The organism is Reyranella sp. (assembly GCF_004297265.1).
GTDB lineage: Bacteria > Pseudomonadota > Alphaproteobacteria > Reyranellales > Reyranellaceae > Reyranella.
The window spans coordinates 1-11,907 of sequence record NZ_SCUT01000055.1; the positions used below are offsets into that span (position 1 = coordinate 1).

The following is an 11,907-nucleotide window of genomic DNA, read 5'->3' on the forward strand; positions in this document are numbered from 1 at the left end:
AGTTGAACTCGCCCTTCATGCCGCCCAGCCGCCCGACATTGACGATGCGGCCGAGGATGGCGGCGGCCTCCATGTTCTGGTTCATCACGCCGCCCGAGACCTGGTCGACGATCAGGTCGACGCCCTTGCCGCCGGTCGCTTCCTTGACCTTGTCGGGCCACTTCGGATCGCGCGTGTCGATGGCGACGTCGCAGCCGAACTCGCCCAGCCGCGCGCGGCGGGCGTCGTTGGTCGAGCTGCCGAGCACGACGGAAGCGCCCATGATCTTCGCGATCTGCATGCCGAGCAGGCCGACGCCGGAGCTGGCGCCCTGGATCAGCACGGTCTCGCCCTTCTTGAGGCGGCCGGCGCCGACCAGCGCATTGTGCATCGTCTGCACGGCGACCGGCATGCAGGCGGCCTGCTCGTAGCTCATGTTGTTGGCCGGGATCTTATGCGCGCGGCCGGCATCGGTGACGGCATATTCGGCGAAGCCGCCGGCCGCCGAGCTCATGACCCGGTCACCCGGCTTGAAGTCCTTCACCTCGGGGCCGACCGCCTCGACCTCGCCCGCGCATTCCAGGCCCACGATGGTGCCGGGACCGCCGATGCGGCCGTGCGCATGGCCCGAGGCCACCGCGAGATCGGCGCGGTTGAGCGACGCCGCCTTCACCTTGATCAGGATCTCGCCCGCCTTGGGCGAGGGCTTGGGGGCATCGGTGTATTGGACGCCCTTTTCGGTGACGACGGCTGCCTTCATGGTGATCTCCCTAAATAACTGTTGAGCCGCCCCCGCCACATCGGCGGATATCCGCGACCGCCTAGGCGATCTTGCTCGCCATGCCCTGCCAGTAGCGGTCGCGCAGCAGGCGCTTGTAGAGCTTGCCGGTCGGATGGCGCGGCAGTTCCTCCTCGAAATCGACACTGCGCGGGCACTTGATCGCCGAGAGGTGCTGCTTGCAGTAGGCGATCAGTTCCTCGGCCAGAGCCGGGCCGGCGTCGGCCATGTCGCGCGGCTGCACGACGGCCTTCACTTCCTCGCCGAAGTCCGGGTTCGGCACGCCGAACACGGCGCAGTCCATCACCTTGGGATGGTTGATCAGCAGGTTCTCGCATTCCTGCGGGTAGATGTTCACCCCGCCGGAAATGATCATGAAGGCCTTGCGGTCGGTCAGGTGCAGGAAGCCGTCGGCATCGAGATAGCCCACGTCGCCAAGCGTGCTCCAGCCCTTGGGATGGCGCGACTCGGCAGTCTTCTTCGGATCGTTGTGATACTCGAACGGCCGGCCCTCGGCGAAATACACCGTGCCCGATTCGCCGGTCGGCAGCTCGTTGCCCTCGTCGTCGCAGATCTTGAGCTTGCCGATGATGGCACGGCCGACCGTGCCCTTGTGCGCCATCCATTCCCGGGCGTTGCACATGGTGAGGCCGTTGCCTTCGGTGCCGCCGTAATACTCCCAGATGATCGGCCCCCACCATTGGATCATCGCTTCCTTGGTCGGCATGGGGCAGGGCGCGGCGGCATGGATCGCGCACTTCAGCGACGAGACGTCGTACTTCGCGCGCACCTCCTCGGGCAGCTTGAGGAAGCGCACGAACATGGTCGGCACGACCTGCGTATGCGTGATCTTGTACTTCGCAATCAGCGCCAGATATTCCTCGGCGTCGAAATGCTCCATGATCACCGAGGTGCCGCCCAGCCGCATGACGCTCATGTTGAAGCGCAGCGGAGCCGCATGATAGAGCGGCGCCGGCGACAGATAGATCGTGTTGCTGTCGATGCCGTAGAGCTTGCGGCTGACCGCCAGCAGCGGATTGTCGAAATCGATCGGCTGCTTCTCCACCACCGGCATGACGCCCTTGGGCCGGCCCGTCGTTCCCGACGAATAGAGCATGTCGTGACCGGCCGTCTCGTCGGCGATGGGAGTCGCCGGAAAGCGCGCGACCGCTTCCTCCCAGGACTCGTAGCCCGGGATCGTGCCGTCGATCATGTAGCGATGCGGCGCGCCCTTGATGAGCGGCACCAATTCCGCCGCCCTGTCGGCCAGCGCCTTCGAGGTGACGAACAGACGGGCGCCGCAGTCGGTGACGATATAGTCGACCTCGGCGGCGGTGAGGCGCGAGCTGATCGCCGTGTAGACCAGGCCCGAACGCTGCGCGCCCCAGCAGATCTCGAAGAAGCGCGGATTGTTCTCGAGGAAGATCGCGACATGGTCGCCGGCCTGGAGACCCAGCGAGCGGAAGAGCTGGGCGATGCGGTTCGACTGCTCGTCGAGCTGGCGATAGGTCACCGTCTCGCCGCTGCCGGCCATGATGTAGGCGGGCTTGTCGGGATGGGTGCGGGCGTGATGATAGGGATGCATGACGGGCGCATAAGAGCGGACGGGAAGGACGCTCGCAAGCGTTGTGGTCCGTTCCGCTCTTCGGCTTTGGCCGCGCTGTGCTGTCCCTGGCCGGAGAGGCCGACTGTACTTTGGTATAGGGCGCCGCCTGCTCATGTACGATGGCGGCGGGCGGCCTTCTGGGCCAACCTCCCGCGGCGTTCAAAATCGCAAGGGGACTTCACATGGCTTTCATCACGACCAAGGACGGAACCCAGATCTTCTTCAAGGACTGGGGGCCCAAGGATGCGCAGCCCATCGTGTTCCATCATGGCTGGCCGCTGAGCGCGGACGACTGGGATACCCAGATGCTCTTCTTCCTGGGCAAGGGTTACCGGGTGATCGCCCATGATCGTCGCGGCCATGGCCGCTCGACGCAGACCGACACCGGCAACGAGATGGATACCTATGCCGCCGACGTCATCGAGCTCGCCGACCATCTCGACCTGAAGAACGCCGTCCATATCGGTCATTCGACGGGCGGCGGCGAGGTGGCGAGGTATGTCGCGCGATCGAAGCCTGGCCGGGTTGGCAAGGCGGTGCTCGTCAGCGCCGTGCCGCCGATCATGGTGAAGTCGGACAAGAACCCGAAGGGCCTGCCCATCGAGGTGTTCGACGGCCTCCGCGCCGCCCTCGCGGCCAATCGCGCGCAGTTCTATCTCGATGTCGCCAGCGGCCCCTTCTACGGCTTCAACCGCGAGGGCGCGAAGATCCTGCCGGGCACGATCCAGAATTGGTGGCGGCAGGGCATGATCGGCGGCGCCAAGGCCCACTACGATTGCATCGCGGCGTTCTCGGCGACCGATTTCACGGACGACCTGAAGGCGATCGCCGTGCCGACGCTCGTGATGCATGGTGACGACGACCAGATCGTCCCGATCGTCGCTGCGGCCGAGCTCTCGATCAAGCTGCTGAAGCACGGCACGCTCAAGGTGTACAAGGGCTATCCGCACGGCATGCTGACCACGCATGCCGACGTGCTCAATCCCGACCTGCTTGCCTTCGTCAAGGGCTAGAGTCGGTCGACCGACATCGATGCAGGAGACGTTCCTGCATCGATGTCACGACCGAACCCCGTGTCGGTCGTCAGACCATGATCACCTTGCCGGTGGGCAGGTCGTAATAGGCGCCGACGACCTTGAGCTTCCCGGCCGCGACCATGTCGCCCAGGATCGGCTTCTCGGTCTGCAGGCGGCGCACGTTGGCCTGGACGTTGGCGACGACGGCGCGCTGACGCAGGTCGTCGCCCGGCGTCTTGAGGACCGGCTCGATGCCGGGCTTCATGGCGCGGACGAGGTCGGCGATGTGGCCGGGCAGGGTGTTACCCTTCTGCAGCGCCTCGACGGTGGCATTCACGGCGCCGCAACTCGTATGGCCCAGCACCATGATCACCTTCGTGCCCAGCACGGCGGCGCCGTATTCCAGGCTGCCGAGCCCATCTGGCGTGACGAAGTTGCCGGCAACGCGCACGATGAAGAGTTCGCCGGGCGCCTGGTCGAACGCAAGCTCCGGTGCAACCCGGGAGTCTGCACAACCCAGGATGGCGGCAAAGGGCGCCTGGCCCTGGGTGCGCGCGGCGCGGCCGGCGGAGAAATCACGCTCCGCCATCTTGCCGGAAACGTAGCGCGCATTGCCCTCCACCAGGCGGGCGAGCGCTGCGTCCGGCGTGTCGGCCGAACGGGCCGGCTGGGCGAAGGCCGCTCCCGTCGACACGGCGCCAATCGTGGTCGCGACCGCGAGACCGCCCATTCCTGACAGCAGACCGCGACGTGACAGACAGAAATTACACATGATCCTCTCCCTTCGGCCAATGGGAGCATAATTGCGACCAAATGACCACCTTTGGTCCAGATCAATGCATCTTCGCTGCGGTAAGCGGCGCGAGCTGCGGCTCAACGATCCATCAGCCCGGCTTCTCCTGTATCATCGGCCCCTTCAGGAGATGGTGGGGCGATGACGAATGTGACGGTGCGGAGCGAGCAGGCGTGCTTCGGGGGAACGATCGGGTTCTACAGCCACGCCTCGACGGAGACCGGCACCGAGATGAAGTTCTCGGTCTTCGTGCCGTCGACGGCCTCGGCGTCGCCGCTGCCGGTACTCTACTTCCTCGCGGGCCTCACCTGCACCGAGGAGACGTTCATGATCAAGGCGAACGCCTTGCGTCATGCCGCAAAATTGGGACTCGTACTCGTGGCGCCAGACACCAGTCCGCGCGGGCTCGGCCTGCCGGGCGAGGACGACGACTGGGATTTCGGCACGGGTGCCGGATTCTATCTCGATGCCGAAGCAGAGCCGTGGAAGCGGAACTACCGCATGTATTCATATGTGACGCAGGAGCTGCCGGCGCTCATCGAAGCCAACTTCCCGGTCGAGGCGGGGAGGCGGGGCGTGTTCGGCCATTCGATGGGCGGCCATGGCGCGCTCGTGATCGCGCTCAGGAACCCGCAGGCCTATCTTTCGGTCTCGGCCTTCGCGCCGATTTGCAATCCCGTCGTCGTGCCGTGGGGCGAGAAGGCGTTCGGCAACTATCTCGGCGCCGACCGCACGCGCTGGTCGTCGTGGGATGCCGCCGAGCTGCTGAAGCAGGGCAGCCGCTTTCCGGGTCCGATCCTCGTCGACCAGGGACTGAAGGACCAGTTCCTGTCGAACCAGCTCCGGCCCGAGGCGCTCGAAGCCGCGGCTGCGAGCGCAACGCAGGAATTGGTGCTGCGGCGGCACGAAGCGTACGATCATTCGTACTGGTTCATCCAGACCTTCATCCAGGATCATCTCAAGTGGCACGCCGGGAGACTCGGCGCGTAAACGACCGCTTCACGCCTTTTTACCGCGCTTAACTCGCGGATAGGCGGCGTCTGCGGCATTCCTGTCCCTGCTCACGCAAGGAGGCAGGGTATGAGGCTTCGAGGGAAAGTGGTCCTTGTCACCGGCGCCGCGGGCGGTATCGGGCATGCCGTGTCGACGCTCTTCGCCAAGGAAGGCGCGACCGTCTTTGCCAGCGATCTCGCGGCTCCAAAGAAACCGCATGCGGATGGAGTCGAGGTCATGACGCTCGACGTCACCAGCGAATCCGGCTGGGCGGAAACGGTCGACACGGTCGTGCGCAAGAGCGGCCGGCTCGACGTGCTGATCAACAATGCGGGCATCATCGCCTACGAGCCGCTGCACGAGCTCGGGATGAAGGCCTGGGAGAGAATGATCGCCGTCGACCAGACCGGCGTCTTCCTCGGCATGCGCGAGGTGGTCCGGATCATGCGCAAGCAGAAGTCGGGATCGATCGTGAACATCTCGTCGATCTGGGGCAGCGCGGCCGTCGCCGGCGCGCATTCGTACCACGCTGCCAAGGGCGCGGTGCGCAATATGTCGAAGAACGCGGCCATGACCTATGTCGGCGACGGAATTCGCGTCAACTCGGTGCATCCGGGCTTCATCCATACGCCGCTCACCGACGCGCAGGCGGCCGATCTCAACGAAACCGTCATCGCGTCGACGCCGATGAAACGCGGCGGCCAGCCGATCGAGATCGCCTACGGCTGCCTGTTCCTCGCTTCGGACGAGGCGAGCTACGTCACGGGCGCCGAGCTGGTGATCGACGGCGGCTATCTCGCGCAATAGTCTGGCCGCCCTTCCGGGACGTCCGACATGATCGCTTCAATGCTTCGATGGTTCGCCGGCGCCGTGGCCGTGCTGCTGGTGGGGACAATTGCCTACCTCTGCTTCTGGCCGGTGCCGGCCGAGCCCGTGTCGTGGCAGGCACCCACGCCGCCGGGCTTCACGGGTCCCTACGCCCCCAACACACGTCTTGCGGACCTCCGAACCATCGCCATCGGCAAGGAGATCGGCCCGGAGCACATCGCGCTTGGGCCGGACGGCAAGCTCTATGCCGCCATGGAGAACGGCGACGTCCTGCGCATGGAACCCGATGGCTCGAAGCAGGAGGTCTTCGTCAACACGGGCGGGCGGGTCCTCGGCTTCGACTTCGACGGCGACGGGCGGATGATTGCGGCCGACCCGATGCGGGGGCTGCTGGCGGTCGCTGGCGGGCGCGCGACCCTGCTGGTCGATCGCGTGAGCGAGGGCGATCCGGTCCGCTACGCCAACTCGATCATCGTGGCGCCCGACGGCACGATCTATTTCACCGATGCTTCCGCGCGCTTTGCGCCGGCGGCTTGGGGCGGCACCTACCCGGCAAGCGTGCTCGACATCATGGAACAGTCGGCCAGCGGCCGCGTGCTGGCCTACGATCCGGCGGCGAAGACCACGCGCGTCGTGGCGCGCGGCTTCTCCTTCGCCAACGGGATCGCCCTGTCCGCCGACGGCCGCGCGCTGTTCGTCACGGAGACGGGCCGGTACCGGATCTGGAAGGTCGACAGCAATGCGCGCGACCTCGATGTTCAGGCAGGTTCGCCGCAGGCCCGCGTGCTGATCGACAATCTGCCAGGCTATCCCGACAATCTGATGCGGGGCCGCGACGGCCGCATCTGGGTCGGGCTCTTCAGGCCGCGCAATCCGGCGGCGGACGGCCTGTCCGACAAGCCGTTCGTACGCAAGATCCTGCTCAGGCTGCCGCGCTTCCTGCTGCCGCTGGGCAAGCCCTACGGGCATGTCTTCGCCTTCGACGAGAGCGGCAAGGTCGTCGAGGACCTGCAGGATCCGAGCGGCGCCTATCCCGAAACGACCGGTGCGACCGAGACGGCGGACCGCCTCTATATCCATAGCCTGCATGCGCCCGCGATCGGATGGTTGCCGCGATGAGGCGCTGGCTGGTCGCTGCGGCAATGGTGCTGTCGGGTGCCGCCGCTTCCGCCGCGGCGGAAGACGCCTCGCTGGAGGAGATCTACGTCCTGCGCAGCATTCGCGAGCATCAGTCGGCGATGGCTGGATCCTGCGCCTCTTCGACGACGGGCTTCGAGCCCTACCCGGCGGATGCCGAGCGTCACTTCTCGTTCTGGAGCGTGAACGTGCAGCCGGCGACCGGCAGGATCGTCGACGCGAAGAGCATGAAGGTTGCCGAGCTGCGCGGCTGTTTCGGCCCGACCAGCGATCGCGCGCGGCAGAATTTCCATGCGGAGATCCGGCTGGGCACGCTCTTCTTCCGGGGAGTCGGCGAATGCCTGGCGCTCATGATCGATTTTCCCGAGCCCGGCCTCTTTCCCGTCCGCTGCCAGCTCGTCCTGAGCGGGCTGCCGGCGCCTTATCTAGGCGGGCTCCTCACGACCAACACGATGACATCCAAGGCGGCTTTCGGCGGCGCCACGGATCCCGCCGGATACACCCAGGCGTCGATCGCCACGATCCGATTGTGGAAGGCGAGGCCGTAACAGGAGGCGGGAATGGGCGATCATCAGGACACGGACGAGACCGGCATCCAGCGGAGAGTCCTCGTCGCGACCGGCGCCGCGATGATCGGCGGGCTGGTGGCGTCGGCGGGCGCTGCGCCAGCCTCGGCGCAGGGCAACGTCAATAGCGCGCCCTTGGGTGCAAGGCTGCGCGGCGTGCAGCATTTCGGGCTGACGGTGCAGAACATGGACCGTGCCTACGAGTTCTACACCGAGGTGCTGGGCGGCACCGAGGTGATGCGCGACGGCGACTTCCAGGGCGAGCGCATCCACAACACCTTGCTGACGGACCAGGAGATCGAGGCGCGCGAGCGCCGGGTCAATCCGCGCGCGATGGGCGTTCCCGACCTGAAGGGCGGCGCTCAACGCCTCGACGTGCGCTTCATCCAGTTCGACAATGTCGTGATCGAGCTGCTGCAGTACCGCGACGCGGGGCAGGCGGCCAATGCCGGCAGCTTTGCCGAGCCGCTCGACCATATGAGCCCGGCCTTTCCGCGCATGATGCATATCTGCTTCCACATCCGCGACGACGTGGACTTTAACAGGTTCATCGCCGACCTCGAGGCTGAGTCTGCGCGGCGCGGCATGACGCAGGTCCGGGCCAACCGCGTCGTCACAGTCACGACGGAAAAGGAAAGGCTGGCGGCACCGATCGACGCCAACAGCAACGGCATTACCGAGGGCAAGTCGAACGGCTGGCGGCTGATCTACTGCAAGGGCTGCGAGGGCGAGCAGCTCGAGTTCGTGCAGGCGCTCGGCCCGGTGAAGCAGGTCTTCGACCAGGCGCGCGAGGCGAGGGTGAAGCTGGTGGGTGGCCGGTGACGGGTCGGCTGGTGCCGGCGCGGCTTTTCGCGTTAAGTTGCGGAAAGTCGTTGCCAAGAGGACCCGCCCGTTCAGCCGATCGACTCGACCGAGCGCGAGTATGCGTTCGGGCCTTTCCGATTCTTTCCGGCACGGCACCTCCTGCTGGAGGGGACGACACCCGTTCGTCTAGGTAGCCGCGCGCTGGCCATCCTGGAAGCGCTGATCGAGCGTCCGGGCGAACTCGTCGGCAAGGCCGAGCTGATGGCGCGCGTATGGCCGAGCACCGTCGTCGAGGAAAGCAACCTCAAGGTCAATCTGTCGGCGCTGCGGCGGGCCCTGGGTGAGGGCCAGCCCAACCGCCGGTTTGTGGCGACCGTCACGGGCCAGGGTTATCGGTTCGTGGCCCTCGTCCAGATTTCCGCGCCGCACAGCCTGCCCACCCAGGCCGCCGTTACGGGTCCGCACAATCTGCCGGCTTCGCCGACCCGGCCGATCGGGCGCGCGGCCACGATCGATGCGCTGCTGAAGCAATTGTCGAGGCATCGCCTTGTCACGATCGTCGGAGCCGGCGGTATCGGCAAGACGACGGTCGCCCTGGCCGTCGGCGAAGCGCTCCTGTCGTCCTACGAACACGGCGTCTGGTTCGTCGATCTGGCGCCGGTGCGAGAGGCCTCGCTGGTGGCGCGGGCGCTTGCCTCGGGCCTTGGCCTCACCATGTCCACGAAGGAACCCGCGGAGGCGGTGGCCGACTATCTGCGCGACCGGCGGATGCTGGTTCTGCTCGACAATTGCGAGCACCTGATCGAGCCGGTGGCGGCTCTCGCCGAACAGTTGATCGCCGGCTCCGCTGGCATGCATATCCTGGCGACCAGCCGCGAGCCGCTGCGTGCCCGCGGCGAGCGCGTCCATCGGCTCATGCCGCTCGGGAACGCGCCGGCATCGGCCGGCCTGACGGCGGCGGAAGCGCTCGAGTTTCCAGCCGTGCAGCTCTTCGTCGAGCGCGCCATCGCGAGTGTCGAGGACTTCGAGCTCACCGATTCCGATGCGCCCGCGGTCGCCGCGATCTGTCGCAAGCTGGATGGTATTGCGCTCGCCATCGAGTTGGCCGCCACGCGCATCGACGCGTTCGGGCCGAAGGAACTGTCCAACCTCCTCCAGGACCGCTTCCGGCTCCTGGGACATGACCGGCGCACCGCAGTGGCGCGCCATCGCTCGCTGGCGGCGGCGCTCGACTGGAGCTACGAGCTGCTGTCGGCGGACGAACGATCGGTTCTGAACCGCCTTTCGATATTTGCCGGTCCCTTCAACCTCGAAGCTGCCAGTGTCGTCGCCGCGGGCGATCGCGTGACCGGCCGCGAGGTGATCGACGGCATCGAGAACCTGGTCGCCAAGTCGCTCCTGGCGGCCGACGCGGGTGGCGTGGCCGTGCGCTATCGCCTGCTCGACACGACGCGATCCTACGCCCTGCAGAAGCTCACCGAGAGCGACGAGCTCGGCACGCTGCTGCGACGCCATGCGGAGTATCATCGCGATATCCTTTCGCGTGCCGCCAGCGAGGTCGAGACGCGCCCGACAGCCGAATGGCTGGCCGATTACGGACACTCGATCGACGACGTGCGCAGTGCGCTCGCCTGGGCCTTCTCCTCGGACGGCGATGCCTCGATCGGCGTGGTGCTCACCGTCGCGGCTATTCCCCTGTGGGTGCAATTGTCGCTGATCGACGAGTGCAGGGCGGGCGTCGACCGCGCCCTGGCCCGCGTCGGCCCCTGGCGCACCGATCACGACGAGATGAAGCTCTATGCAGGGCTGGCGGCCGCCTTGCTGCATGAGCGGGGCCCGCTGCCGGAAGTGGATGCCGTCTGGACGAGAGCGCTGCAGATCGCGGAGCGCCTGGGAGACCGCGAATATCGGCTGAGGCCGCTCTGGGGGCTCGCGATCGCCCGCTTCTATGTCGGTGACTATCGCGTGGCCCTCGACCTGCTGCATCGGTATCGCGCGGTCGCGAGCGAGAGCGGCGACGTCGCGGACCTGCTGGGCTGCGACAGGCTGATCGGCACCACGCTGCACTATCTGGGCGACCAGGGAGGGGCGCGCCGCGAACTCGAGCACACGCTGGCGCAGCACCTGTCCCTGCAACGCTCGCACATCGCCCGCTTCCAGTACGACCAGAGGGTGGCGGCAAAGTACAACCTGACGCATGTCCTCTGGCTCCAGGGGTTCCCGGACCAGGCGCTTCGCATGGCAGAGAGCGCGATGGAGGATGCGGAGGCAACGGACCACGCGTTCACTGTGAGCAACGTGCTGATCCACGCCGCCTGCCCGCTCGCGCTCTATGTCGGCGACCTGGCAACCGCCGAGCGTCTCGTCGCCCGCCTGCAGGACCATCTGTCCGCGCACGCGCGGGCAGTCGGGCGGGCGGAAGGCGACTGCCTGGCCGGCATGCTGCTGATCGCCAAGGGCGACCGGGCCGGTCTGTCGCTGCTGCGGCGCGGCATCGACAAGCTGACGGAGGTGAGGTTCCGGCTGCGGCATCCTTATCACCTGGCCGCCCTTGCCCAGGGCCTGCAGGTCGCCGGACAGGCCGTCGCAGCGCGCGCGATGATCGAGCAGGCGCTCGACTGGTGCGAGCTGAGCGACGAGCGCTGGTGCATGGCGGAGCTGTTGCGCGTCCGCGGCCACTTTCTCGAAGCGGAGGGCACCGTATCGGCGATCGAGGCGGCCGAGGGCAATTATCGGCAAAGCCTCGACTGGGCGTGGCGCCAGGGTGCCCTCTCCTGGGAGCTGCGGACGGCAACCAGCCTCGCGCAGCTCTGGCAGCGGCAGGGAAAGGCGGAGGACGCTGCGGCGCTGCTGTCGTCAGTCCATGGACGTTTTACCGAAGGCTTCGAGACGGCGGATCTCAGGAAGGCCGGCGCATTGCTTGGGCAAATCCGCCCGGACCGATCATCCCCGCCAGAGTGATCGGCTGGGTGGACCGAAAGGGCCCTCGCGACCGTTGACCCGGTTCCACCCTTCGGCTTTATTCCCCGCGCACAACAGTGTGCCCCCGTGGCGGAATTGGTAGACGCGCCTGACTCAAAATCAGGTTCCTCACGGAGTGTTGGTTCGAGCCCGACCGGGGGTACCATTTTGTTGAAGCGCTGCTCGTAAGTGCCTGGTCCATCGCGATTATTCTTCGCCGGCGGACACTTGTATTCGCAGCCAGCCGAAGATCGATGTCAGCTCACGTTCCGAAGCACCGTTCTCCGATGCGATCGTCGCGCTATCCGCTCCATGCGGTCCTGGCAAATGCCCGCGGACCCGGGCTAGAGCGGTTTCCCGAAAAAGAGAGTCTGTAGGGATTCCCAAGCTGGAGGAAGCGTGATTCGATTCTCCCGGCCAATGTCGGGGGAATGATGGGAAAGCCG

At 66.4% G+C, this 11,907-nt stretch carries 10 protein-coding genes and 1 tRNA gene; 8 read left to right on the forward strand and 3 right to left on the reverse strand.

Going from position 1 to position 11,907, the window contains the following annotated elements; genetic code table 11:
* Both EPO41_RS24920 and EPO41_RS24925 read right to left on the reverse strand, forming a co-directional pair.
* A partial coding sequence (locus EPO41_RS24920; RefSeq protein WP_296331344.1) for a zinc-binding dehydrogenase occupies positions 1–739 on the reverse strand: 739 nt, incomplete at its 3' end.
* 61 nt (positions 740–800) lie between these two features.
* Positions 801–2,342 (reverse strand): AMP-binding protein, encoded by a 1,542-nt coding sequence (locus tag EPO41_RS24925; protein WP_296331347.1) that lies wholly within the window; start codon positions 2,340–2,342, stop codon positions 801–803.
* Between the two features lie 203 nt (positions 2,343–2,545).
* On the opposite strand from EPO41_RS24925, the gene EPO41_RS24930 reads away from it, so the two are divergent.
* Positions 2,546–3,376 carry an alpha/beta hydrolase gene (locus tag EPO41_RS24930; RefSeq protein ID WP_296331349.1) on the forward strand — a complete coding sequence of 277 codons (831 nt, stop codon included), beginning with the start codon at positions 2,546–2,548 and terminating at the stop codon, positions 3,374–3,376.
* Between the two features lie 70 nt (positions 3,377–3,446).
* On the opposite strand, the gene EPO41_RS24935 is transcribed toward EPO41_RS24930, so the two are convergent.
* Complete coding sequence (locus tag EPO41_RS24935; RefSeq protein WP_296331351.1) at positions 3,447–4,151, reverse strand: carbonic anhydrase; 705 nt, start codon at positions 4,149–4,151, stop codon at positions 3,447–3,449.
* A 162-nt stretch (positions 4,152–4,313) separates the two neighbouring features.
* Here EPO41_RS24935 and fghA point away from each other — a divergent pair, with 162 nt between their 5' ends.
* The 7 genes from fghA to EPO41_RS24970 all read left to right on the forward strand — a co-directional run bounded on the left by fghA (position 4,314) and on the right by EPO41_RS24970 (position 11,627).
* Positions 4,314–5,162 (forward strand): S-formylglutathione hydrolase, encoded by an 849-nt coding sequence (gene fghA / locus EPO41_RS24940; RefSeq protein ID WP_296331353.1) that lies wholly within the window; start codon positions 4,314–4,316, stop codon positions 5,160–5,162.
* A gap of 90 nt (positions 5,163–5,252) precedes the next feature.
* Positions 5,253–5,972, forward strand: coding sequence for an SDR family oxidoreductase (locus EPO41_RS24945; RefSeq protein WP_296331356.1), 720 nt, complete (start codon positions 5,253–5,255; stop codon positions 5,970–5,972).
* A gap of 39 nt (positions 5,973–6,011) precedes the next feature.
* Positions 6,012–7,112, forward strand: a complete 1,101-nt coding sequence (locus EPO41_RS24950) for an SMP-30/gluconolactonase/LRE family protein (RefSeq protein WP_296331359.1) — start codon at positions 6,012–6,014, stop codon at positions 7,110–7,112.
* Entirely contained in the window at positions 7,109–7,678 is a 570-nt protein-coding gene (locus EPO41_RS24955; protein WP_296331361.1) for a hypothetical protein, read from the forward strand. Before EPO41_RS24950 ends, EPO41_RS24955 begins: the two co-directional genes overlap by 4 nt.
* A 12-nt stretch (positions 7,679–7,690) precedes the next feature.
* The gene (locus tag EPO41_RS24960) at positions 7,691–8,518 is read left to right on the forward strand and encodes a VOC family protein (RefSeq protein WP_296331364.1); all 828 of its coding nucleotides are present in this window, start codon (positions 7,691–7,693) and stop codon (positions 8,516–8,518) included.
* Between the two features lie 144 nt (positions 8,519–8,662).
* Entirely contained in the window at positions 8,663–11,461 is a 2,799-nt protein-coding gene (locus EPO41_RS24965) for a winged helix-turn-helix domain-containing protein (RefSeq protein ID WP_296331367.1), read from the forward strand.
* Positions 11,462–11,542: 81 nt separating this feature from the next.
* Positions 11,543–11,627 (forward strand) — tRNA-Leu (locus tag EPO41_RS24970).
* Positions 11,628–11,907: the final 280 nt, after the last annotated feature.

Coding starts and splice junctions, on each gene's coding strand:
- EPO41_RS24925 (WP_296331347.1), bottom strand. CDS start 2,342: ATGCATCCCTATCATCACGCCCGCACCCATCCCGACAAGCCCGCCTAC.
- EPO41_RS24930 (WP_296331349.1), top strand. CDS start 2,546: ATGGCTTTCATCACGACCAAGGACGGAACCCAGATCTTCTTCAAGGAC.
- EPO41_RS24935 (WP_296331351.1), bottom strand. CDS start 4,151: ATGTGTAATTTCTGTCTGTCACGTCGCGGTCTGCTGTCAGGAATGGGC.
- fghA (WP_296331353.1), top strand. CDS start 4,314: ATGACGAATGTGACGGTGCGGAGCGAGCAGGCGTGCTTCGGGGGAACG.
- EPO41_RS24945 (WP_296331356.1), top strand. CDS start 5,253: ATGAGGCTTCGAGGGAAAGTGGTCCTTGTCACCGGCGCCGCGGGCGGT.
- EPO41_RS24950 (WP_296331359.1), top strand. CDS start 6,012: ATGCTTCGATGGTTCGCCGGCGCCGTGGCCGTGCTGCTGGTGGGGACA.
- EPO41_RS24955 (WP_296331361.1), top strand. CDS start 7,109: ATGAGGCGCTGGCTGGTCGCTGCGGCAATGGTGCTGTCGGGTGCCGCC.
- EPO41_RS24960 (WP_296331364.1), top strand. CDS start 7,691: ATGGGCGATCATCAGGACACGGACGAGACCGGCATCCAGCGGAGAGTC.